21 protein-coding genes are annotated in these 22,873 nt (G+C 41.3%); 14 read left to right on the forward strand and 7 right to left on the reverse strand.

Going from position 1 to position 22,873, the window contains the following annotated elements; all coding sequences use genetic code 11:
- Positions 1-110 precede the first annotated feature (110 nt).
- On the forward strand, positions 111-368 hold the full coding sequence (locus ABXT41_RS05785) for an accessory factor UbiK family protein (protein WP_415390572.1): 258 nt from the start codon (positions 111-113) through the stop codon (positions 366-368).
- Positions 369-385: 17 nt separating this feature from the next.
- Here the strand turns inward: ABXT41_RS05785 and sfsA are convergent, their stop codons facing one another.
- Positions 386-1,090, reverse strand: coding sequence for a DNA/RNA nuclease SfsA (gene sfsA / locus ABXT41_RS05790; protein ID WP_415390573.1), 705 nt, complete (start codon positions 1,088-1,090; stop codon positions 386-388).
- Between the two features lie 710 nt (positions 1,091-1,800).
- Between sfsA and dksA the strand changes: the two genes are divergently transcribed.
- From dksA to panB, 6 genes are all read left to right on the forward strand, one after another.
- Complete coding sequence (dksA, locus tag ABXT41_RS05795) at positions 1,801-2,247, forward strand: RNA polymerase-binding protein DksA (protein WP_415390574.1); 447 nt, start codon at positions 1,801-1,803, stop codon at positions 2,245-2,247.
- Between the two features lie 3 nt (positions 2,248-2,250).
- Entirely contained in the window at positions 2,251-3,192 is a 942-nt protein-coding gene (gluQRS, locus tag ABXT41_RS05800) for a tRNA glutamyl-Q(34) synthetase GluQRS (RefSeq protein ID WP_415390575.1), read from the forward strand.
- Between the two features lie 238 nt (positions 3,193-3,430).
- Positions 3,431-4,720 (forward strand): polynucleotide adenylyltransferase PcnB, encoded by a 1,290-nt coding sequence (gene pcnB / locus ABXT41_RS05805; RefSeq protein ID WP_415390576.1) that lies wholly within the window; start codon positions 3,431-3,433, stop codon positions 4,718-4,720.
- Positions 4,721-4,723: 3 nt separating this feature from the next.
- Positions 4,724-5,236: a 2-amino-4-hydroxy-6-hydroxymethyldihydropteridine diphosphokinase gene (gene folK, locus ABXT41_RS05810; RefSeq protein WP_415390577.1), complete on the forward strand. Its 513-nt coding sequence runs from the start codon at positions 4,724-4,726 to the stop codon at positions 5,234-5,236.
- Positions 5,211-5,903 (forward strand): deoxynucleoside kinase, encoded by a 693-nt coding sequence (locus ABXT41_RS05815; RefSeq protein WP_415391465.1) that lies wholly within the window; start codon positions 5,211-5,213, stop codon positions 5,901-5,903. The genes folK and ABXT41_RS05815 overlap by 26 nt, the downstream gene beginning before the upstream one ends.
- Positions 5,904-5,936: 33 nt before the next feature.
- A complete protein-coding gene (gene panB / locus ABXT41_RS05820) occupies positions 5,937-6,728 on the forward strand; it encodes a 3-methyl-2-oxobutanoate hydroxymethyltransferase (protein ID WP_415390578.1) in 792 nt (263 codons plus the stop codon).
- 97 nt (positions 6,729-6,825) lie between these two features.
- Here the strand turns inward: panB and ABXT41_RS05825 are convergent, their stop codons facing one another.
- Positions 6,826-7,443, reverse strand: coding sequence for a glutathione S-transferase (locus tag ABXT41_RS05825; RefSeq protein ID WP_415390579.1), 618 nt, complete (start codon positions 7,441-7,443; stop codon positions 6,826-6,828).
- An 87-nt stretch (positions 7,444-7,530) separates the two neighbouring features.
- Between ABXT41_RS05825 and ABXT41_RS05830 the strand changes: the two genes are divergently transcribed.
- Positions 7,531-8,214, forward strand: a complete 684-nt coding sequence (locus ABXT41_RS05830) for an alpha/beta hydrolase (protein ID WP_415390580.1) — start codon at positions 7,531-7,533, stop codon at positions 8,212-8,214.
- Here the strand turns inward: ABXT41_RS05830 and ABXT41_RS05835 are convergent.
- Positions 8,192-8,800 (reverse strand): flavin prenyltransferase UbiX, encoded by a 609-nt coding sequence (locus ABXT41_RS05835; protein WP_415390581.1) that lies wholly within the window; start codon positions 8,798-8,800, stop codon positions 8,192-8,194. The two genes, ABXT41_RS05830 and ABXT41_RS05835, sit on opposite strands and share 23 nt — an antisense overlap.
- A 16-nt stretch (positions 8,801-8,816) precedes the next feature.
- On the reverse strand, positions 8,817-10,190 hold the full coding sequence (gene mpl / locus ABXT41_RS05840; protein ID WP_415391466.1) for a UDP-N-acetylmuramate:L-alanyl-gamma-D-glutamyl-meso-diaminopimelate ligase: 1,374 nt from the start codon (positions 10,188-10,190) through the stop codon (positions 8,817-8,819).
- A gap of 252 nt (positions 10,191-10,442) precedes the next feature.
- On the opposite strand from mpl, the gene ABXT41_RS05845 reads away from it, so the two are divergent.
- The 6 genes from ABXT41_RS05845 (at position 10,443) to rlmH (ending at position 17,464) form a co-directional block, all read left to right on the forward strand.
- Entirely contained in the window at positions 10,443-11,720 is a 1,278-nt protein-coding gene (locus ABXT41_RS05845) for a 6-phosphofructokinase (protein WP_415391467.1), read from the forward strand.
- Between the two features lie 161 nt (positions 11,721-11,881).
- Complete coding sequence (locus ABXT41_RS05850; RefSeq protein WP_415390582.1) at positions 11,882-14,539, forward strand: efflux RND transporter permease subunit; 2,658 nt, start codon at positions 11,882-11,884, stop codon at positions 14,537-14,539.
- A 145-nt stretch (positions 14,540-14,684) separates the two neighbouring features.
- Positions 14,685-15,938, forward strand: a complete 1,254-nt coding sequence (locus tag ABXT41_RS05855; RefSeq protein ID WP_415390583.1) for a glutamate-5-semialdehyde dehydrogenase — start codon at positions 14,685-14,687, stop codon at positions 15,936-15,938.
- Between the two features lie 24 nt (positions 15,939-15,962).
- Positions 15,963-16,634 (forward strand): nicotinate-nucleotide adenylyltransferase, encoded by a 672-nt coding sequence (gene nadD, locus ABXT41_RS05860; protein ID WP_415390584.1) that lies wholly within the window; start codon positions 15,963-15,965, stop codon positions 16,632-16,634.
- Positions 16,631-16,978 (forward strand): ribosome silencing factor, encoded by a 348-nt coding sequence (gene rsfS / locus ABXT41_RS05865; protein ID WP_415390585.1) that lies wholly within the window; start codon positions 16,631-16,633, stop codon positions 16,976-16,978. Before nadD ends, rsfS begins: the two co-directional genes overlap by 4 nt.
- 18 nt (positions 16,979-16,996) lie before the next feature.
- The gene (gene rlmH / locus ABXT41_RS05870) at positions 16,997-17,464 is read left to right on the forward strand and encodes a 23S rRNA (pseudouridine(1915)-N(3))-methyltransferase RlmH (RefSeq protein WP_415390586.1); all 468 of its coding nucleotides are present in this window, start codon (positions 16,997-16,999) and stop codon (positions 17,462-17,464) included.
- Positions 17,465-17,478: 14 nt separating this feature from the next.
- Here the strand turns inward: rlmH and ABXT41_RS05875 are convergent, their stop codons facing one another.
- From ABXT41_RS05875 to ABXT41_RS05885, 3 genes are all read right to left on the reverse strand, one after another.
- Positions 17,479-17,832 (reverse strand): hypothetical protein, encoded by a 354-nt coding sequence (locus ABXT41_RS05875; RefSeq protein WP_415390587.1) that lies wholly within the window; start codon positions 17,830-17,832, stop codon positions 17,479-17,481.
- A gap of 170 nt (positions 17,833-18,002) precedes the next feature.
- Positions 18,003-18,875 carry a carbon-nitrogen hydrolase family protein gene (locus tag ABXT41_RS05880; RefSeq protein ID WP_415390588.1) on the reverse strand — a complete coding sequence of 291 codons (873 nt, stop codon included), beginning with the start codon at positions 18,873-18,875 and terminating at the stop codon, positions 18,003-18,005.
- Positions 18,875-22,780, reverse strand: coding sequence for a YhdP family protein (locus tag ABXT41_RS05885; RefSeq protein ID WP_415390589.1), 3,906 nt, complete (start codon positions 22,778-22,780; stop codon positions 18,875-18,877). Before ABXT41_RS05885 ends, ABXT41_RS05880 begins: the two co-directional genes overlap by 1 nt.
- Between the last annotated feature and the right edge of the window lie 93 nt (positions 22,781-22,873).

Here is a 22,873-nt window from a genome sequence, read left to right on the forward strand (position 1 = left end):
TGCACCGAAACACAGATTTTCCTATACGGCACCTCATCAGCATAGTTTTTGCACATAAAGTAAATTTAAGATTAAACTAGTGCAACGCATTACCATCTAGGGGAATAGATATGAAGCCAAATGAATTGCTCGATCAGTTTTTACATCAATTTAATAATGTTTTAGCGCCAGGTGCTGAAACATTAAGCAAAGAAGTCCAACAAAAAATGCGCGCAGCTGCGCAAGCCACTTTTGATAAACTGGATCTAGTGACGCGAGATGAATTTGATGCGCAAAGAGCGGTACTGCATCGCACTCGGGAGCAGCTCGAAAACATAGAAGTGCAGCTCGCAGAAATAGAATCACGCCTAGACATCAAGTATAAATAGAATTTATTAAGACTGAGCTACAGTATAAAAGGTAAGCGTTTTTCTACTGCAATTTCCTCTGGCGACAGCCTGCAACTATAAGCAATCACCTCGACACCTGCAGAAAGAGCCTGTTGCATTACCTGAGCGTAATAAGGATCTATCTCATCAGCTAACCCTACGGTTTTGGCGCCAGTATGCTGAACACAAAACACCAGTATCGAGCGATGACCTTGATCTACCATCTTGATTAACTCTCGCAGATGCTTGACGCCTCTTTCAGTGACAGCATCAGGAAATAGGATGCGTCCGCCCCCAATACCAAACGTCACATTTTTGACCTCCACATAGCAATCTTGGCCCGCTTTACTGAGAAGAAAATCAATACGACTTTTTTCACTTCCGTACTTTACTTCCGCACAAATGTCTTTATAGCCCTGCAGTTCCTTAATTATTCCGCATTCGATGCCTTCTCTTACTAAATAATTAGAGCGCTGCGTGTTAACTCCGCACAAAAACCCCTCTGGAGTAACTGTTAGCTCCAAAGTACCGAGCAGCTTTCGATGCGGTTTATCGGTTCGAGAAAACCAACATAGCCCACCCTCAGCCCAGCAATTCCTCATGGATCCAGTATTAGGGCAATGAACTGTCATCTCTTCTCCATTAGCCAGCCTTATATCAACCATAAATCTCTTATAGCGCTTTAATATAAAAGCCTGCTCGAAATAAGGATAAATTTTCACCTACAGAGCCTTTTTTCTATTAAATGTTTCATAAGCATCTTTTTTTTAATAAAAGTTAGCATTTTTATGCGCCAAATATCTTTTAACTAAATTCCAAATACTCCTTCATCGTAATGAAAATATAAAGTGGGGGAAAGGGATGCTCAATGCAACTAGCAGCTCTATTTCTCGAAATAAATACCGCTCCATTTTAATTTCTAATACTCAACTAGGCATACGTAGATGCAAAGCATCCTCCCCTCTCCTAGAGTTTCTCATAGAGAGCACACGTGATCACCTATATTTGGCTAGCGATATTATTGATGGACGACAGATAGCAAACAGGACTTATTAGTCTGATACCCAGTAATGGTGAATTTGAAATATTTGATTATTTCAATGAAAAAGCTGACCAAGCCAGCTCAAAAAATGGCCGAGATCACAGAGAAGTTTTTTTTCGGAAGACCGCAGCTTGGTGCGAAAATTACGATGACGTATTTAAAAAGATAACTGACCTGTCAAAAATTTTATATTTTTATAATACTTACCAGAACTCCCATTCATCAGATTATTACCTTATATTTATGATTTTAAACACTTTTCTGATATTTTATTGCTTTGACGATAAGATTTTTTTTGATTTCAAGTAAAAAAATTTCTTTTTTTACTTGAAAAAAATACCATCTAGCACTATAAACCACGGTCTTAAAATTTAACGAGCGCTTGAACTCATGCCAAAGAAAGCAGAAATAACCCCAGCTAGCTCACTTCATGGTTTTATGCCTTATGCTGAAGCCGAAGTTGAGGAATATATGAATGAAAAACAAGAGCTACATTTTAAAAATATTCTGCGCGCCTGGAAGCAGGAGTTAATGGAAGAAGTTGATCGCACCGTCAGCCATATGAAAGACGAGGCTGCTAATTTTCCAGACCCTGCTGATAGAGCCACCCAAGAAGAGGAATTTAGTTTAGAGCTAAGAACGCGAGATCGCGAAAGAAAGCTCATCAGAAAGATTGATACAACAATTGAGCGTATCAAGTGTCGAGATTATGGATTCTGCGGCCAATGCGGAGTAGAGATTGGTGTTCGCAGGCTAGAGGCGAGACCCACTGCAGACCTATGCGTCGACTGCAAAACACTAGATGAGATCAAGGAAAGGCAGCTTACTGGTGGCTAACTATTGGCTAGCACTCAATTTAATTTTATGCCTGTGGCTATAAAACCAGGTAGTTCCGCTTGTCATTACGTAGGAAGGTTTGCTCCCTCCCCCACTGGCCCGCTTCATTTTGGATCACTAGTGAGCGCAGTGGCCAGCTACTTGGATGCAAAAGCAAATAAAGGTGAGTGGCTTGTCAGAATCGAAGATATAGATCCCCCAAGAGAATCCAGTGGATCATCTGACAAAATTTTACGACAACTTCAAGAACATGGACTGCAATGGGACAGAGAAGTTTTGTATCAAAGTCATCGCACAGAAGCATATCTATCCGCACTCAAGACACTGAAGCGGTCTGGTTTAATATTTTCTTGTCATTGCAGCAGGCAACAACTAAAAGAGTACGCTGCTACTCACAGCTACCCTTGCCCCCCTACTAGTTCTTCTACGCTGTCTTCTCTGCGGCTGCTTGCAGAAGATAATAAAATAATTATATTTGATGACATATTTCAAGGCCAACAAAGACAATCCATAAAAGAAGAGGTCGGCGACATGGTGCTTTGTCGCAAAGATGGATTATATGCGTACCAGCTTGCTGTAGTGATTGATGATTGCTTCCAGAAGATAACTCATGTTATTCGTGGCAGTGACCTGCTGGAGTCAACACCAAGGCAAATTTATCTACAAAATCTACTAAAATTCCCAACACCGACCTATGGTCATGTTCCGATAGCTGTCGATAAAGAAGGCAGGAAGCTCAGCAAACAAAATTTAGCGCCTTCTTTAGGCTGTCAGGCAGCCACAAAAAATCTAACCAACGCTATTAGCTGGCTTGGTTTATCTTTACCTGATAAATTGTCTAAAACTAACCATTGTGATGAATTATTAGCGTGGGCAACAGCCCACTGGAATCACGACAAAGTTCCTCGGATGCAACAGAGCCAAAATCCTGATAACCTGAAGTAACAATCAGATTCAAAATCATATATACCAACATAAACCTACAGTCCAGATTGTATTAGATTGTATTAGGCGATATTCTATTGTGGCGCCTTGATATAGTGTGATTTTCTAGTCAATTTAAGGTTGCTGAGACCTGAAATACCAGAACACAAAAAACTTCAAACATGACTCATATGAAATGCTAAAAAAACTTTCAAATATTTTCAGATCCAACCCTTCACGAGTCAAGACTAAGCCTCATATGTTGAAATCAGGGCAGCATAACCTTTCTTCTAAAAAAATAAACTCTGGTGCTGTAAAAGTTGTGGAGCAACTCCAATTAAGTGGCTATGAGGCCTATCTAGTTGGCGGTTGCATTCGCGACCTAATGATGGACATCAAGCCGAAAGATTTTGATGTAGCGACTAATGCAACACCAGAGCAAGCCAAGCAGTTATTTCATCGCTCCCGTATCATAGGCCGTCGATTTCAAATTGTGCATGTACGAGCAGGCTCTGAAATCATAGAGGTGACGACATTTCGTGCTCAGCATACAGGCACAAAAAATCAGCCAGGAAAATCCCAACACTCCTCCAAAGGAATGCTGCTTCGAGACAATATCTTCGGCTCTGTTGGAGAAGATGCTATTCGGCGAGACTTTACAATGAACGCTCTCTACTATTGCCCTCAAAATAATAACATATTTGACTACACTGACGGGCTGTCAGATATCAATAATCGACTTATACGCATCATTGGAAATGCCTCTGAACGATATAGAGAGGATCCAGTCAGAATGCTTAGAGCGCTCCGTTTTTCGGCCAAACTTGGCTTTTCAATTGAGGAAGGCTCTTCTGCAGCCATACACAAGTTACGCCTATTGTTGGCCGACATACCTCCTGCAAGGCAGTTTGATGAAGTTCTTAAGCTGTTTATGCATGGGTATGCCTTAGCAGGCTTTCATTTATTGCGAGAATATAAAATATTTGGTATTTTATTTCCTGCGACAGAAGCTGCCTTGGAGGGTGAATCAAACTATTACTTGAAATTTATTGAGCAAGCTTTAATCAATACCGATAAACGCATTCGAACAAACCAACGGGTTACTCCTGCATTTTTATTTGCAGCATTACTCTGGCCTGCACTAAAAGAGCGAGAGGGGAAAGATCATCAAACAGAAAAAGTTAATATTTTCTCTTTGCATTCAGCTGCAGGGAATATCATCACTGAACAATGCCAGCGATTAGCAATACCTCGTCGATTTACTCTACCCATGAAGGAAATTTGGGAGCTCCAGCTTCGACTGCCACGTCGTGCAGGTAACCAGGCTTTCAAGTTATTGACCAATAAGCGTTTTCGCGCAGGCTACGACTTCCTGTTGCTACGAGAAGACGCCGGGGAAATTCAACCTGAGTTAGGCCACTGGTGGACAGTTTTTCAAGATGCAGAGGAAGCCGATCAGAAAGAAATGGTTGGTGCAGTCCAATCACTGAAAAATAAGTCTTCCAAAAAATCAATCCACAAAAAGCCTTCCTCCCATCAGAAAACCTAAGCTATGAGTCAAACTGCATATATTTCTATTGGCAGTAATCTGGGCAACCCGCATCAACAAGTTTTAGCGGGGCTGGCTAAGCTGGGATTAATTGAGGCCACTCGAGTAGTTGTCTCATCCCCCTGGTATCTTAGTCTACCTATGGGGCCAAAAGATCAACCAAACTATATCAATGGCGTTGCGAAAATTTTCACTCAGTTAAATCCAGGACAACTTTTAACCGCACTACAGAAAATTGAAGATACGCATGGAAGAGTTAGAAGTCAGCGCTGGGGGCCGCGCACACTCGATTTGGACATCTTGCTCTATGGATGTCAAGTCATCGACAAAGAACACCTAAAGATACCTCACCATGGCCTGAAAACAAGAAATTTTGTATTAATACCACTAGCAGATATTGCACCGAAGTTAGTTCTACCAGATGGAATCAGTTTAGATTCACTATTGGAAGTTTGCTCGCCAGAAGGTATCGTTCCTCTTGCATCAGGAGATATTAGTGACACAATTGGACAATAATCCAGCTTCATCAGTTACTGAAAAAGATCAATCACCTCGCTTTATAGCTGTAGAGGGGGCCATTGGGGTAGGGAAAACAACTCTAGCTAGAAGATTAGCTAATAGTTTTAACTGCAAAACTCTTTTAGAGCAGCCTGAAGAAAATCCTTTTTTGGAACGCTTTTATCAGGACCAAAAGACAGGGGCTTTGCCTGCTCAGTTATACTTTCTATTTCAGCGTGTACGAAAAATTCAAGAAATACGTCAAAGCGATATGTTTCAGCAGGTCCAAGTGGCAGACTTCCTAATGGAAAAAGATCAACTATTTGCCCAGATAACCCTCGACAGCGAAGAGCTAAAACTTTACCAGACCGTTTACAAGCAACTAACTATTGACGCACCTACACCTGATTTGGTTATCTACCTGCAAGCCCCAACAGATACACTACTAAGTCGCATCCAGCATCGTGGCATTCAGTATGAAAAGCCTATTAATAGGGATTATTTGCATCGATTGAACGAGGCTTACACACACTTTTTCTATTACTACGATAATGCGCCCTTATTAATTGTAAACGCTGCCGAAATAGATCTCGCTAATAGCAAGCAAGACTATCAAGGCTTGCTTGATTATATGCTCAATATTCGATCTGGACGTCATTATTATAATTCTCGACCCTTTTTATAACGGCTACTATTAAGCCAAAAATAGGATAAAACCATGGTTGCAGTTACCATAAATGCTCTACATGAGCTAAAAAAGCATGATAAAAAATTTCCTGTTATTACGGCTTACGATGCATCGTTTTCTAGGCTAGCTCATAATGCAGGCATTGATGTTATTTTGGTGGGGGATTCACTAGGAAATGTAGTGCAAGGTCACGATAGTACTATTCCTGTAACTATGGGTAATATGATTTATCACACTGAAGCTGTACGTCGTGGAAGTGCAAAATCGTTTGTTATTGCTGACCTCCCGTTTATGGCCTTTTCTAGCGAAGCGCAAACACTAGATCATTCAGCATTACTCATACAGGCTGGCGCCAATATGGTAAAACTAGAAGGTGGGGCCTGGCTTTGCAACACAGTACAGATGCTTAGTGAACGAGGAATACCTATTTGTGGACACTTGGGGCTGACACCACAATCAGTACACAAGCTCAGCGGCAACAAAGTGCAGGGACGAGGGGAAGAGGCTACAGAAAAAATTATACAGGATGCCTTGCGCCTAGAAGAAGCAGGGGTAGACTTATTGGTTCTTGAGTGTGTGCCTTCTACGCTAGGCAGTAAGCTAACCGCGGCACTGAATATACCGATTATTGGAATAGGTGCGGGAGCTGACACTGATGCACAGGTTCTAGTTGTCTATGATATGCTTGGGCTGTCTCCAAGCATACCCACATTTTGTAAAAATTTCTTAGAAGATACTGATAACATAGAGGCTGCTCTAAAATCATACGCGGAAGATGTTAGATCAGGTAGATTTCCTGGCCCAGAACATACTTTCTCATAACTACTCTTTCTGTGTTATGGTTTTTTTGAGCAGATTTATTTTCCATTAAAAGTTCCATAAATTTACTATTATCCTGAATTAAAAATATTGAATATAATCACTTTTTATGAGGCCAAACCGGGTGTTTTTGCATCACTGCAAGAAAAAATTCTACACTTAAAAAATAGGCTAGCCAGCGACGTAATTTCGGGTATGGACTGGCATCAAACCATACTTTATCTACAAGAGAAAACTGCCTGACAAAAGGAAAGATTGCTACATCAGCTAGGCTAATTCTGGGCCCCAACAAATATTGTGTTGCCGTCAATTTTTGCTCCAAAGAGGTCAGAAAAATCTCTGCCTGTGCTCGATAGTATTCTATAGTATGTTCGGGATACCGATCTGAATACTTATAACGGTCTAAAGATTCTTTAAATAAACTATCATTGTTTTGAATAATCTCATCTAATTCAGCAGACTTGGCTGAAAAATACCACTGATCTGGATCACTTTGATCTAACGCCCAATGCATAATTACACAGCTTTCGTCTAACACATTGCCATCTGGAAGAACTAATACAGGAACAGTACCTTTCTGCGATACTCTCAGCATATCCATGGGCTTGTCTCGTAGCAGAACCTCCCTTAGCTCTACTTCAATACCTGCATAAAATAGCGCCATTCTGGCTCGGATTGCATAAGGACAACGACGAAAAGAATACAATATAGGCAACATGGCAACATAAACTCACTAAAAAATTAACTTATAATAACCTCTAACTGATTATACTTTTTTACATACAAAATATTATAAAATAACATAATGAATATTCTTCCTCATATTGAAATTAATCCTGAAAAAAAAGCTGACTCCACTATTATCTGGCTGCATGGCTTAGGTTCTAATGGGCACGACTTTAAAGCTATTATTCCAGAGCTAGAACTTCCTACTCACAACCGAATAAGGTTCATCTTTCCTCACGCACCAACAATACCAGTAACCATTAACAGCGGCCATATGATGCCTGCTTGGTACGATATTTTAGAGATGACCTTTGATCGAAAAATAGATAAAAAACAATTAAAAAAATCAGTCAAAGCGGTGCATGCGATAATAGACAGAGAGATACAGAGAGGCATTAATAGTCAAAGAATCATTATTGCGGGATTTTCTCAAGGTGGAGCTGTCGCGCTAGATGCTGCGCTCACTTATACCCGAAGTTTAGCTGGTCTTCTAGGAATGTCTACCTACTTTCCTACTGCCAATTCCATCGATATAGCTCCAGCCAACCAAGATCTGCCTATTCAGTTATTTCACGGTGTTTATGATGCTATTGTTCCAGAAACTCACGGCCAAAAAAGTATTAAGACCCTATCGGCTTTAGGCCTCAAGCCGGGCTATCAAACCTTTATGATGGAGCACAGCCTATGTATGGAAGAAATAATAGCTATATCGAAGTGGGTGCAAGCCTTAATAGGTACTGTTAATCGCCCCAGCGGGGAATAATATCTTGCTTTATATCCAAATGATCAAGGATTCTAGCAACAACAAAATCTATTAAGTCGTTAATGGTTTTTGGGTTCTGATAGAAACCAGGCATAGCAGGCAATATAGTTACCCCTAACCGCGCTAATTTCAGCATATTTTCTAAATGAATTTCCGATAAAGGTGTTTCTCTTGGCACAACGATTAATTGGCATTTTTCTTTAATCACAACATCTGCGGCTCGCTCAATTAGATTATTGCTGGCGCCAGAAGCAATAGCAGATAGAGTACCACCACTAGCAGGGCAGATAACCATCGATTCTGGCGCAGAAGAGCCGGAAGCGACAGATGAAAACCAATCTTTGGCAGTGTTTACTATAATTTGCCCAGGCTCTGCATCAAAATTTAAGGCAAGGAATTCCTCCAGATTAATGTCTGCAGGCAAATCTAAGTCAGTTTCTGTTTCAACAACCACGCGTGCTGCATCAGACATCAGGAACTGAACTCGGCATTCCGCTTGAACTAAACACTCAAGTAGCCTGAAACCATACTGGGCACCAGATGCACCAGTCATAGCCAGTGTGACAGACCGTTTAAATATAGACATTGAGTTCTCCCATCAATTACTCCTGCTTATTGTCAGTTTTTTCTTTTAGGGCATTCACTAATTGACTATGGAATCCGGAAAAACCGCCATTGCTCATTATAACAATATGAGTTAATCCATCCGCACTATTCAATGTTTGCTGTATAAGTTCGTCGATATTATCAATAATATCGACTGAGTTAGAGCTCTTGTGAGCCACTTCGGTTAACGACCAATCTGCACTCTCGGGCTGATACCATAAAACTTGGTCTGCCAATCTAGTAGCTTCTGCGAGTCTGTCCTTATGAACACCCAGCTTCATAGTGTTTGAGCGTGGCTCTATAACAGCAACAATTTTTTCGTGGCCAACTTTATTCCGAATGCCTTCCAGTGTAGTAAAAATAGCCGTTGGATGATGAGCGAAGTCGTCATATACGGTTACGCCAGACACTGTAGCGATCTTCTCCATTCGACGTTTTACGCCCAAAAACTGGCATAATGCCTCACAAGCTACGTGAGGCTTCACTCCCGCATGATTCGCAGCTGCGATTGCAGCTAATCCATTTTTCGCATTATGGATGCCAACTTGTCCCCAACGAACAGTGCCCTGAATGTCCCCCTTGAAGATAACCGAAAAAGCAGAGCTATCTTTCTCTGCCAGCAATATATTCCAGTCGCCGCCCTCACCTAAAGATTGCACTTCAGACCAGCATCCATGATCGATTGTCACCTGTATATTAGCATCATCTGATGGTGTAATAATCAAGCCCTCGCTGGGTACTGTTCTGACAAAATGATGGAACTGGGCTTGAATGGCACCAATATCATCAAAAATATCTGCATGATCAAACTCTAGATTATTAAGAATAGCAGTGCGAGGTCGATAATGAAGAAACTTGGAACGCTTATCAAAAAAAGCTGTGTCGTATTCATCTGCTTCTACAACAAAAAATTGAGAGTCGCCCAAGCGAGCTGATACGTTAAAATTAGCCGGCACTCCTCCAATGAGAAATCCAGGCCCCATATCGGCATACTCTAAAATCCAAGCTAACATACTTGAGGTGGTCGTTTTACCATGAGTTCCAGCCACCGCAAGAACCCATTTATCTTTAAGGAGGTGCTCGCATAACCACTGGGGGCCAGAAGTATAATCAAGCTTATTATTTAGAATGTATTCCACAGCAGGGTTACCTCGAGACAAGGCATTTCCTATAACCACAAGATCAGGGGAAGAAATAAACTGCGAGGTATCATACCCCTCGGTTAATTCTATGCCTGCCTTTTCTAACTGCGTACTCATGGGAGGATAGACATTCGTATCACTACCCGAGACTTGATGTCCTGATGCTTTGGCTAGTTGAGCCAAAGAGCCCATAAAAGTGCCGCAGATCCCCAGAATATGAATATGCATTCGCCAACGACTGCCTGTTAGATAATTTAGAAAACCTAGGAAATCTCTAGGCCACCAAAAATAACCTAAAAAACCCCATGGCTCAACATAACTGAATTTGAACATCATGCAAGCCTCCGTAGTCAAAAAATTATCGCTATATCGCGAAAGATCCTTACAATTGAAAACTAAACACATATAAAAATATAATAAGCTTTAACTTTGCAGTATGATTGCCCGCTTCTAAAAATGACTCCTTTGATGAGCAAAGCTATGTCCAGCGACAATAAACAAAAGAAAAATGCTTTTTATGCGCAATCTGGAGGAGTAACTGCCGTTATTAACGCCAGTGCCTGCGGATTAATTGAAGCGGCTCGAAAGCACTCGGATAAGATTGGTCATGTATATGCGGGTCGCAATGGAATTATTGGTGCTCTACGCGAAGATTTAATCGATACCAACAAAGAAACACCAGATGCAATCGCAGGTCTTCGTTACACGCCTTCTGGAGCATTTGGCTCTTGTCGCTATAAACTTAAGGATTTTGAAGAGAACAAAGCCGAATATGAGAGACTCATCGAAGTCTTTAAAGCACATAATATTGGCTACTTTTTTTACAATGGTGGAGGAGACTCTGCTGATACTTGCCTTAAAATATCTCAAATAGCAAAGCAAATGAATTACCCAATTCAAGCCATCCACATACCAAAAACGGTGGACAATGACCTACCTTTTACGGATTGCTGTCCAGGTTTTGGGTCTGTCGCTAAATACGTTGCCATATCTACCAAAGAAGCTAGTTTAGATGTTGCCTCTATGTGTGAATCCTCTACTAAAGTGTTTATTCTTGAGGTCATGGGGCGGCATGCAGGTTGGATTGCTGCTGCAAGTGCGCTCGCAGCAGTAGAAGCTGGCGATCCGCCACATATAATTTTATTTCCAGAAATTCCTTTTTCCCGAAAAGATTTTCTCGGCCGAGTAGAAGAAGCTGTATCACAACATGGCTACTGTGTGGTCGTTGCGTCAGAAGGGGCCAAATACTCAGATGGCTCATTAATTTCAGGATCCTCAAACCAAGATGCATTTGGACATCATCAACTTGGCGGTGTAGCGCCTACACTTGCTAGCATGATTAAAAGCTCTCTGAATTATAAGTACCACTGGGCTTTAGCTGATTATCTTCAAAGATCTGCTCGTCATATTGCTTCTGCTACTGACGTAGAGCAGGCTTATGCCGTAGGTCGGGCTGCAGTGGAGTACGCTCTAGCAGGAAAAAATTCGGTTATGGTGACCATTGAACGCAATAAAAGTGCTGATTATTCATGGAGCTTAGGTGAGGCACCTTTAGTAAATATAGCCAATCAAGAAAAAAAGATGCCAAAAAATTATATTACCAAAGATGGGTATGGTGTCACACAAGAAGGAAAGGACTATCTTTCTCCGCTTATTCAAGGGGAAGATTACCCGCCCTACAAAAATGGAGTACCTCAGTATACAAAGCTAGCAAACATACCCGTGAAGAAAAAAATTGGGGGTGACTTCAAGGTTTAGATCTATTAAACGGCTTGCACATCACCCTAAAAACTGACTTTTTTCTAACGGTTATGAGTATTTGTGCAATTTAAAACATATCCCAATTATCAGTATGGTGCTGTCATCACCTCTTCTGTCATAATGCACAATCTAATAATAAATACCTGAGGGATAACCAGATGTCTAAACGGTTGCTGGCAGTCTATGAAAGTTTAATTTTACGTCGCCCTGTGGCCTCGATAATATTTGTCATATTGGTCGCTATAGGAATGGCTTTTGGTCTACCAAATTTCAAACTAGATGCTTCGGCAGATTCTCTGACTCTGGAAAATGATACTTCTCTTGCTTATTATCGAGAAGCCCTACAGCGCTACGGCAGTAGCGATTTTCTAGTAGTAACATACACTCCCTATGAAGGTGATTTGTTTGATGACGACTCACTCGACACCCTGTACGAAATGCACAAAGAACTAGAAAAAATTGATGGTGTCGCTAACGTCATATCGATGATGAACGTGCCATTATTGTATAGCCCTAAAATCACCGTATCACAACTGAAAGACCCGCCACGCACGCTGTTGCTGCCAGATATTGATAAAACTATGGTTCGTAAAGAGTTTCTAGAAAGCCCCATCTATAAAGAGATGATTCTAAGCCAAGATGGTCAAACTACCGCAATACTTGCCACGATGAAACTAGATGAAAAATACCTATCGCTGGTTGGTGCTCGAGACACCCTGAGAATTAAACGCGACACTGAAGGATTGAATCCTGAAGAGGTAATCGAGCTAGACAATGTCAGTAAAGAATTTCTCGATTACCGAACTCTTCGTGCCACAGAAGAACATAAAAGAGTTGCAGAGATACGTGAAAAAATGTCTAGATTTAAAGGAAAAGCCCAAGTATTTTTAGGCGGTCCCAGCATGATAACAGCCGATATGGTTGACTTCATCAGGAGCGATTTAAATATTTTTGGTACCGGTATTCTATTATTTATCATCGCAACTTTAGCTATTATTTTTCGACAAATTCGCTGGGTTGTGCTTCCGCTCATAACTTGTGTTCTATCTGTAGAGATAATACTCGGCTACCTAAGCTGGATTGATTGGCGCCTTACTGTTATCTCTTCAAACTTTGTAGCACTACTATTAATCATAACCTTGGCGATCACTATCCATTTGATTGTACGCTACAGAGAATTACTAAAAGATGGACCAAATCGCGATCAAATTGACCTCGTGCGCGACACAGTTACGCATATGATTCTCCCATGCGTCTATACTGTATTGACTACGGCAGTAGCTTTTATTTCCTTGGTGGTCAGTGATATTCGACCAGTTATTGATTTCGGTTGGATGATGACAATGGGGATTGTTTTAGCTCTTATTCTTGCATTCATAATAATCCCAGCAGGAATGATAATACTGGGTAAGGGAAAAAACACGGATTCGGGTGACAATTCTGCGACCTTTACGCTCTATTTCTCACGCTTTACAGAAAAACATGGCAACTTAGTGCTAGGGCTTGCATTAACTGCAGGCTTAATAAGTGCTTGGGGTATGTCTCAATTGCAAGTGGAAAATCGTTTCATAGATTATTTTCGTGCCCATACAGAAATACACCAAGGATTGTCTGTAATTGACGCCAAGTTAGGTGGTACCACCCCTCTAGAAATTATTTTAGATGCACCACCGCCGATAGATGACGGCTCTCTGAGTTTTGATGAAATAATGGCCTCAAGTGGAGAAAGCAAAACTGCTCCCACTGATGACCCATATGGTGATCCATTTGCTGGAGCCTATGAAAATAGCGCTGAAGATGTTACATCTAACGTTGCCGAGGCATATGATCCTTTTGCTGGGATGTATGAAGATGAAGCACCAGCAGAATCAGCTGATGATCCTTTTGCTGGGATGTATGAAGACGAAACACCAGCAGAAGTCGATGTTGTTGAGGATAGCTACTGGCTGACAAGTGCAGGAATAGAGGATATCCGGAAGATACATCTTTATCTAGAATCCCTGCCAGAAATTGGTAAAGTTAGCTCGCTAGTAACGGTTACAGATGTTGCTTCTGACCTATCTGGCCATAAGCTTAACGATCTTGAGCTTGCTTTTATGTCCTTAATGCTATCAAAAGAAAACGCTGAGCTTCTTCTTAATCCTTACATAGATGAGAAAAATAATCAGGCACGCATCACTATGCGCGTTAACGAAACACAAGGGGATTTAAATCGACAGCAACTATTAAATAAAATTCGTTTATTTGCTGTTTCTGAAGCTGGTTTTAAAGAAGAGCAGGTTCACTTCACTGGTATATTGGTTCTTTATAATAATATGCTACAGAGCCTATTCCACTCTCAAATTATGACCATGGGCACAGTGTTCATTGGCATAATGACAATGTTTCTGATCTTGTTTCGCTCGATCTCTATATCCTTTATTGCTATTGTCCCCAATTTTTTAGCTGCAGGTGTAGTTCTTGGAGGCATGGGAATTGCTGGCATCCCTCTTGATATGATGACAATCACAATAGCAGCCATCACGGTAGGTATCGGGGTTGATCATGCAATTCACTATATAACTCGGTTTAAGCGAGAATTTGAGGTCGATGGTGACTATGTTGCATCGATGCATAGGGCTCATGCCAGCATTGGTCGTGCACTGTTCTATACAGCGATCACTATTATTATGGGCTTCTCCATCCTAGCCTTATCTAACTTTATTCCATCTGTATATTTTGGACTACTGACAGCCCTAGCAATGTTAGCAGCATTGCTAGGCTCAATGACGTTGCTACCTAAGTTGATTTTGACATTCAAGCCACTAGGCAAGTAATACCAACTAGCAACACCAGAGCTTGTTTGAAGTCCTGGTGTTGCTGCATTGATTCTGCCTATAAATCATTACTAAGCTGCGAAAGATTTATGATGCAGGCAGGGCTATAATAAGCGGTACTGAAAATATCAACATATAGGATTTTATGGATATCAAATCTTACATAAGACAGCTAGGCAGACAGGCTCGGGTTGCTTCAAAAGTAATCTCTTCCGCTAGTGCAGATACAAAAAAATTGGCGCTATTATCTATTGCAGAAGCTCTTAATGAGAATCGTCAAAATATCTTAGTCGCGAATGCTGTCGATTTAGATAAGGCCCAAGCTAATGGTCTAGATTCGGCTTTAATGGATCGATTAGAACTTAACGACGCAAGAATAGGCAGTATGATTGAAGGTATTAATCAAGTGTCCGAACTGCCAGACCCAATTGGAGAAATCACAGATTTAACCAGCAGACCTAGCGGTATCAAGTTAGGAAAAATGCGGGTGCCTCTCGGTGTAATTGGAATTATTTATGAATCGCGCCCCAATGTAACTGTTGATGCTGCTAGCCTATGCCTGAAATCAGGGAATGCCACTATTTTACGTGGTGGCAGTGAAGCCATCAAATCGAATCAAGCAATTGCAACCTGTATCAAGCAAGGTCTATCTGCCGTAGGACTCCCAGAATCTATTGTGCAGATAATTGAAACTGCTGACAGAGAAGCGGTAGGCGAACTCATCACAATGTCAGACTATGTTGATGTCATTGTTCCTCGCGGAGGAAAAGGGCTGATTAAGCGCATCAGCCAAGATGCAAAAATTCCCGTCATCAAGCATCTAGATGGTATTTGCCATGTATATATCGACGATAAAGCCAACCTGGATATGGCTTTTAATATTGCATTAAACTCCAAAACTCATCGTTACGGTGTCTGCAATGCCATGGAGACCTTGCTAGTTGCAGAAAATATTGCTGCAGATATTCTCCCCCGATTGGCTAGCGCCTACGAAGAAAAAAATGTTGAGCTAAGAGGGTGTGAAATTACTCAGCAGCTAATTAGATGCAGCGCAGCAAGGGAAGAGGACTGGAGTACAGAGTTTTTAGCGCCGATCCTCTCCATCAAAGTAGTGAAAAATATCGAGGTAGCCATCGCCCATATCACCCATTATGGCTCACAACACACTGACTCTATTGTCACAGAAGATGACTCAAGAGCACTTCATTTTATCAAAGCAGTGGATTCAAGCTCTGTGATGCACAATACCTCAACTCGATTTGCCGATGGTTTTGAATACGGTCTTGGTGCAGAAATTGGTATTTCTACTGACAAAATTCACGTCAGAGGCCCAGTAGGACTAGAAGGCTTAACTTCACAAAAGTGGGTTGTATTTGGTCATGGTGAAATTCGTCAATAAACTTGCTATTCGAGCAAACAATATATGCCCTTAAGACCCCATGGTATAGGTCTATTTGGTGGGACTTTTGACCCTATTCATGTAGGGCATTTAAGGACTGCCCTGGAGTTGAAGCAAGCATTCAACCTTGAAGAAATGCGCATGATACCTAGCGCTTGGCCCCCTCATAGACTGACTCCTTTTGGTAGCGTAAACCACCGACTCAAAATGCTTCAACTTGCTTTAAGTGAGCAAGTGGAGCAAGGGTTGATTGCTGATGATATAGAGCTTGGTAGGAGTGGACCTTCTTATACTTTAGATACTCTTTCAGAAATTCGCGCACGGGTTGGAATAGAGGCGTCGATCTGCCTTTGTTTGGGAATAGACTCTTTTGCAGATATAAATACCTGGGATAAATGGCGTAGCCTTCTTGATATTGCACATATCGTAGTGGCCAAACGTCCAGGCTGGGGTGAACCAAAAAATCAAGAAGTACTAGAATTCATGAAAAAGTGGAGGGCTACTAGCATAAAGCAATTTCATGAAGCTCCGGCAGGAAAGATTTTTATTATGAAGACGACTCCATTGCGTATCTCATCAACAGAAATTCGCAGCGCACTTCTGAAAAAAGAACCTACTTCCTGTCTGCTGCCAGATACAGTAGCTAACTACATAAAAGAAAATGAACTTTATCAGAAAACACGGGATATTCTATGAAAAAAAAACTAATCAATATCGTACTTGATGCTCTTGAAGAGGTGAAAGGTAAAGATATCATCACACTTGATGTTACCCGTTTAACAGACGTTATGGATACCATGATTGTCGCCAGCGGTAGTTCAAATCGTCAGGTGAAAGCGCTCGCAAATACTGTCATCGAAGATGCCAAAAAAGCAGGATTTCAACCAATGGGCGTAGAAGGTATGGAAAGTGGTGAGTGGGTTCTGGTCGACCTAGGTGATATAGTTGTGCATCTCATGCATCCGACCACAAGAGAGTTTTATGAATTAGAAAAATTATGGTCAATCCGTCCAAACGATCCTATCCTTGCAAGTGAATAACCTTAGAAACACAATAATATGCGTATAAAAATCATAGCCATAGGTGCCAAGATGTCCGACTGGATTGAAGCTGGCTGCAATGAGTACTTAAAGCGTATGCCCTCTGAGCTAAATCTTGAAATTATTGAACTACCCATGGGTCACCGTGGAAAAGGTGCTGACGTCCAGCGTGCTATTGCGCGAGAAGGAGAGGTCATGCTGAAGGCAATAGGAGTGAGCGATCAAGTTATCGCTTTAGACATACACGGAAAATACTGGAGCACTGAGCAGCTTGCAATAAATCTAGATCAATGGCAGCTCTCAGGTGACAATTTCAGCCTGTTGGTTGGCGGTCCAGACGGGCTGGCACAAGATTGCATCAAGCGAGCAAACAGCCAATGGTCGCTTTCGCCGCTCACCCTTCCTCACCCGTTAGTGCGTATCTTGCTAGTCGAACAATTCTATCGTGCAGCAACCATTAATGCCGGACACCCCTATCATCGTTAGTGAAAATATTTATATTAAGTCGGTTGTGCCTGCTTCTTAAGTTTAAAATCAAGCTCGCGTTTCTCTTTTCGATTTAACTCTTCTTCCTGGAATGCATGATTAAGTTTTGTTAGAGCAGTGGCTACGGACTGATCAATAAGCATGCCGTCATATTCTCCAGAAACAATATTACTTTTTCCTGATTTATCGCCATCAGAGGTGACTAATACTTCGGCATAATGGCCGCAGAGGGATTTAAGAACTAACTCTACATGAGCGTATTTTGGATGTTCTTTTTCTGACATAACCTTGCATTCTGAATATTTAAACTCTATATCATCTACTACGAAAATAAGATCATCAAAAGAAGTGCATTTAAACTTTGTCATTATATTAATTACCTTTTGTCCACTTAAAGTTCACATCAAATCATCAATTGTTGACTTGAAAGAATCTGCCGCTATTAGTTTTAATTATGGCGTAATAATGGAACTGAATTTTATATCTATTCAATAGTGTGTGCTAGCCCTATAAGTAAACCATAAAAGTTTTTCTAACTTTACTCTGCACTGGACAGCGGCTTTGCGATACTAAATTGTCTATGTTTATGTACAGGCATTTTATTACGAAGATCATTTAGGTAGCTTAAATCAATATCAGCCACAACCACTCCAGAGCCGCCTTCCAGCTGGCCAACTATTGTACCCCATGGGTCAATAATTGCTGATCCCCCCCAAGTTGGCTGTTTAGGGTGGTCTCTGTCGCCCATGTTGGCACCGACAACATACGCAAGGTTTTCAACTGCCCGTGCTCTTAACAGCAGACTCCAGTGAGCTTTGCCAGTTTTTGTAGTGAATGCAGACGGTATAACGATTATTTCAGCGCCTTGCCCCACAATATAACGAAACAATTCTGGGAAGCGTAAGTCATAACAAACAGCTATTCCCACCCTGCCGATTGGGGTATCCACTACAACTGGTGAGCTTCCCGGGCTATATTCGGAAGATTCACAATAATTACCTTTAGCATCATCGATCTGCGCATCAAAAAGATGCATCTTCCGATAGCAAGATACCTCAATCCCCTTGCTGTCAACTACAAAGCAGCTCGCGGATGTGAGGCTACTGTCATTAAGGTCTGAGAGAGAGGGCTCTTTTACTGGAATTGTGCCGCCCACAATCCAAACTTTATACTTACTTGCCTGCTCTGCTAAAAATTTTCGTGCAGGGCCTATAGATTTTTCTATTTCGGCAATATTTTGAATTTCTTTACAGCCAAGATAAGCGAAATTTTCAGGAAGTACTAACAATTCGGCTCCTCTGCTAACTGCTGATTGAATTAATAACTCAGCCTGATCTAAATTGGCACCAAGATCTGCACCGCTAGTCATTTGAATAGAGGCCACTTTTCGCAATAAAGCTGTATTACTCACTATCTATCACTCTCTAAAGTGCTAATAGGCTCAATTTCCTCACTTTTAGGTGCTGTTTTGCCAGAAGTATCTATATTAAAAATTTTCTCCATCTTTATCTTTGGATCACTCAACGATCCTTTAATGCTGTAGCTGATACTAGACAAGCTTTCTACTTGTTTCTCGAATAACTTGCTAGTGACAAAGACACCTGCAGCAACCGGCAAGCCTCCAACTGCCGCGGCCACCCAAGGAAGATTGTTGCTCACGGGCAGTTTTGTTAGCAGCCGGGCATCAATTTTCTCGGAAATCAAACTTGCTTTCCCTTCCAATTCGATGTCTCCAGAAGTGAGATTGACAACCATGACGGGATCAAAAGTCACCTCGCCCTCATCAAGCAACAAGCCTCCATCCATTTTATTGTAACTCATGCCCTTTTCATAAAGGTCTGAAAAATCCAACTGTAGCCGACGAATCCAATTATCAAAATTAAATAAGCTCACCAAGCGAATTAAAGCGTTAGTAGCGCCAGAAGACTCTTGATAAAAATGTCCATCTTCAAGATGCATGGAGACTGAGCCCTTCATAGAGACCGGTGATGCTTCCCAAGGCCTTCCATACCAGCTTAGCTGGGATAGAAATTGAGCCTTCTTACTATCCATTATTACAGGGAAACCCCAAGATTTAAGCGTTTCACCAATATCATTTACGCCCAGTGAGCCCTGAAATTTTGTATGATGTTGTCCGTTATTTTCTGTCCATTCGATACTAGTGTCATTCTCCTGCCCCCCAACCCTTAACCCCAAAAAATTCGCATCTATATCGGTAATCTTTATTCCCATGCTCTGAGGCTCCATCAATAACTTCACCTTACCAAATTGCTTATCTCCCACGCTGAAATTTCTAACTGACAGCTGAAGATGGGGCAAGTTTGCTGGATTTACTATATCTGCTACCCCGCCAGATTTAGAGAGTGCTGGCAGAAAAAGTTTCTCTAGATCGATCAACATGGGGACAGAGGTGTCTTGAGGAACCCAAAGATGACCATCCATAAGATTACTTTTAATCCCTAGCATCCAGTCGCCAGCCTGATAACCTCCATTAACTTCTACCTGCTCAACATTCAGTCCGGCAGCATTAAGCTGATCAATTGAGATTTCAAAAAGTGGAGTCAAGCTACTTTTTCTTTCACCGCTCAAATTTAATATTTTTGGATATGCTTCATTCCATTGCGACAAAGAAAACGATTTCAAGTGCCCAACTGTCAAGATCTGGCCTTTTCCAGGCAACTCCAAGCGATCACTCTCAATAGCTAATACTCCCCGAACTACAGAGCCTTTTTTTAATTCTAAGTGCGACCTGATCAGCTCACCCATGTCAACTCGTAAGTCCATTGCATCGGCAAAAATAATATTTACTTCTACATTTTCTTTAACATTAGCCTTCTTGCCAAACGGTTCAGGCAAATTAATTGCAGCACCCTTCATATCGGTCTTAACATTCAGCCGAATTGGGAGTGACGGGTCTTCAAGCGGAATAAGCAGAGTGGCCATAAAATCTGTATTGCCCTTAAGGGCCTTGTCTGATGGCAGCTCAAGCAGTTTTACCAATGACGACATATCCAAACCGCCATACATCTCAATTGAAAAGTCCTTCTCTAGTGTTTCCAAGCTGGCTGCGAAGGGGGCGCCAAAAATATCACCCTTAAGGGATGGCGAAAATAAGCCTCTCTCGTCGCGATAACTTAAAACTCCCTGCAAGTTTTTCAGTGACACTTTCGTATCAGGCAGGGACATTAGCCCTTGATCGATTATCGTATCTACACTGTAGTAGCTAGATGAATTGTGTTCCGTAAGCGGTGTCTTTGCGTCCAAAGAAATAGTGGTTTCTCCGGATATATCCCAATCAGCCAGACCTATCACTCTTGACTTTAAAGGGGATCGCGCCAACACATCCACAGCTTCACCCAGATCTGACTTAATAGAAGCAAGGATGTGCACATAAGGCAGCCCTTTGTCTTTCTCGGGGTTAATACTCAAATTTGCCTTACTAATCTCTGCTTTCCCTATGCGAGCACTAAAAATTTCAGCATCAATTTTGGATGCATCCGCTGTGATGATTGAGTTGAGGTTGACCAAAGATGGCCAATTTTTATGGAACTTTAGCTCGCCATCGATTATTTTCAAATAAACCTGTGTGGACGCCTTTCGGTTAATTTTTACTTTATTATTTTTTTTCGTACCTACAGGTCCCTGCCATACAAATCCAGCCTCATGAATCTTTATATCAACCATTGCTTGATTCAGCCACTTACTTAAATTTTTATTGAGGTTATCGGGGATATAAAATTCCTTGTATCGAGAATCAAGATCTTTTGTCCCCATAATAAAATACATTTCTGGACTCAGGCCTTCTTCTCCTACAGGGATGTCTAGATAGAAGTAAGCGCGTGACTCGCCCTCGTCTCCATGCATGTCAAGAGGGCCGCTAAAGACCCTTATAGCTTCGCTTATGGGGTCATGGCGCCAAGATACCTGCCCCCTGATAGAGCTACGCTGAAGGAAATCATCAAAAGTGCCGGGCAGATACAGAGCAAAGCCATTGGGGCTATCTAGCTCTAAAAATCCGCTTTCGTTACTTACCTCTAAATAGCCATTAACTTTCCTAACTCCTGGATTTCCACCCCATGACTTTAAAGAGACATTATCAAGATTAGCTTTTAGCCGAATATCAGAATTTGTACTTTTTCCATCCACAACTAAATGCAAGTTGCGGATGTTGCCCGCAGGTTGAAATCTTTGAAGCGTATCAGAAAAATCTTTAAATGTTGTAGGAATTTTCTTCAGTGTCTCACTCAGCAATGTCAAATCAATTTGGTCCATAGATAAAACGACAGACTCTAATCCGTCAGGAGTATTTTGGGCAATATTGACCACCAAAGACTTAGCCTGTAAATCATCCCAATCCCAACTTAAATCATGAAGATTTATACCCCAACCTTGATCAAGGTTGTACCAGCCATTCACACCTGTATTAAGCTTGGTAATGGGCCCAGCACCTTTAAATAGACTGTGGTAGATGCCATCAGAATAAAGGTTGCCAGACAATGTAATTGTTTTATCTTTTTTGGCCTGAATCCAAAAGACTGCATCAATATTGGCATTCAAATCAATAGTGTGTTCAGATATATCAGGAAAAGTATTTTTTACTAAATTATTGATATTATTGTTAAAATTAAAATTATCAAGCTTCAAGTAAGCTGAAAAATCTAAATCTCTTACGTCTTGACCTCTGGCCTCGACGATGACGTCTACAGGATGCTCGACTCCAGGCAGACTTACTGTACTCAACAGTCGATGAAAATCATCCTGATTTTCTAGGCGAAGATTGTGTGCTTTTACTATTGATTCAGCCCCAGACAGAAACTTCAACCTAAGGCTAATCGATTCAATCTCTAAATAACGGCTATCGAGCAAGCCGCCCAAAAGACCAGACTCGTTACCACCAAGACTTTTTCCAGCAATGGTCCATGAACCTAAAGAAGACTCTTCCATGGAAATATCTATATGATCAACATTTAACTCTCGTAATATCAGCTGTTGAGACAAGATAGTTTGTATTAGATTAATTTTAAAACGTACTTTGTTGATCGTAACAGCGGGTTGATCTCCTTGGCCGGCATAAACTGATACATTTGTAACAGAAAATTGAGGTGCAAACTGATGCCACCCCCCTTCTAGTTTATCGCTCTCTAGTTTCATCCCCAGCGTTCTGGACACATAGGTATTAATTTTGAGCCGATAAGTGTCAACATCCCGAATGAAATCTTTATTCACATACAGGTATAGAGCACTCACGATTATAAATACTGATACCAGTAGCAAAATACCGCAGGCAATTTTCTTTAATACAACAGCTCGATCCAAAGAACACTCCCAATCTGGATATTGCGACTTAAACTAAAAAGCTGATATCTCTCTAGTGAATTTTACTCCAAACAATTTATACTCAGCAACATC

Origin of the sequence: Porticoccus sp. Uisw_050_02 (assembly GCF_047729555.1) — a bacterium.
Lineage (GTDB): Bacteria > Pseudomonadota > Gammaproteobacteria > Pseudomonadales > Porticoccaceae > Porticoccus.